This window comes from Fulvivirga aurantia (genome assembly GCF_009711475.1).
Classification (GTDB): domain Bacteria; phylum Bacteroidota; class Bacteroidia; order Cytophagales; family Cyclobacteriaceae; genus Fulvivirga; species Fulvivirga aurantia.
In genome coordinates this window covers 4,576-6,381 of record NZ_SMMD01000721.1, presented here as the reverse complement: position 1 = coordinate 6,381, position 1,806 = coordinate 4,576, and the positions used below count along the sequence as shown (strand labels likewise).

Below are 1,806 nucleotides of genomic sequence, written 5' to 3'. Positions count from 1 at the left end.
CTAAAAACAGTGGGAAAAGCTCGTGCAGTACCTTATTTGTTGAAAGTATTAGAAGTAGATGATGATTATAGATTTGATATTTTATACTGGATTGGTCGTAGCTACCAATATGGTATGGAGTTCGATAAGGCCTTATCTTATTACGATAGGTATAAAAACAAACTTACTCAACAAGACGGTTACCGCGGAAGAGACAAAGTGAGTCTTGATGATGTAAACAGGAGAATTTACGAGTGCCAAAACGCCCGAGAGTTTGTAGCCAACCCATCACACTATTCGATCGTAAATCTTGGCAATTCTATTAATTCTGAGCAGGAAGATTACGCTCCTGTACTAAATCAGGATGAGACCATGATGGTATTCACCTCTCGTAGAAAAGAGGGTAATATAAATCAGAACGTGTTTAGTGATAACAAACCTTTTGAAGAAATATTCATAGCCTACAAAGAAAATGGGCAGTGGCAGCCGGCTCAGAATATAGGCGAAACCATAAATACAGAATTTCATGATTCAAATCTGGCATTAAGTGCCGATGGTAATCAGCTGTTTTTGTATAAAGACGAAAACAACGGTGATATTTATGAGTCATACAAAAAGCCCGACAATACCTGGACATTTCCACAGCCGTTGAGTGAAAATATCAACTCAGAGGGGTTTAAAGAAAATGCAGTTTCAATTTCCCCAGATGGAAGTTTATTATTTTTCGCTTCAGACAGACCGGGTGGCGCTGGCGGTATCGATATTTACTACAGTATCAAAGACCCGGAAACAGAAGAATGGACGAGATCTAAAAATGTAGGGCCAAAGATCAATACTGAATATGATGACGATGGCCCTTTCATAGACTACGATGGAAAGACATTATACTTCAGTAGTCAGGGAAGAAATGGAATGGGTGGATATGACATTTTTAAATCTGAGTATGACAGTGCAAAAGGTGAGTGGGGTGAGCCTGAAAATCTAGGTTTTCCGATCAATACACCAGATGATGATATTTACTTTGTAAGTACTGAAGATGGTAAGCGCGGGTACTATGCATCAGTGCGAGAAGACGGACAGGGTTATACTGACATTTACATGGTCACAATTCTTCAGGAAGGTGAAGTGGGTGAAACCATTGCGAAAAAAGAGGCTGATGAGGATGAAGCAGTAGATGAAGAGCCTGAAAGCAAAGAATTAGCTAAAGTTGAAAAAGAAAGTAAGCAGTTGGCGCCAGTTAAGATTACAGTTAATGTACTAGGTGACAAAAAAGAAGCTGTTGATGCTAAAATCAGCCTAACTAGTGTAGATGATAATCGTGTGGCAGGTAAAACCCGTGTTGGCACAGGAAGCTATGAGTTTTCAGTAACATCACCTGAAGTCAAAACTTACAGACTAAGTGTTGAGGCTGATGGTTATGTATTTCAAACTATAGAAATAAAAGCCCCTGCGGCAAAAGAAGAGCCCCAAAGTATCAGCAGAAATGTGCAGTTGAGAAAGCTACAATTAGGCACACGCTCTGTATTAAGAAATATTTACTTTGATTTTAACAAAGCCACTTTCAAGCAAGAATCTTACGATGAGCTTAATAAATTGGAAGCTATGATGGCGAGAAACCCGGGAATGGTTATAGAAATTTCTGGTCATACTGACAATATTGGTGCTAAAAGCTACAACAAACAGCTCTCTCAATTAAGAGCAAATGCTGTTAAGGATTATCTCGTTAAGAAAGGAGTGGATGCAAGAAGAATTAAATCAGTTGGCTATGGTGAAGAAAAACCACTTGCAAGCAACGATGATGAGAAGGAGGGAAGAGAGCTCAACCGA

Annotated in this window: 1 protein-coding gene; it reads left to right on the top strand. The window is 39.3% G+C overall.

What is annotated here, in order from left to right; translation table 11 throughout:
* Window positions 1-9 precede the first annotated feature (9 nt).
* Window positions 10-1,806: OmpA family protein (locus tag E1176_RS21350; protein ID WP_343030519.1), on the top strand; the 1,797-nt coding region annotated here is incomplete at its 3' end.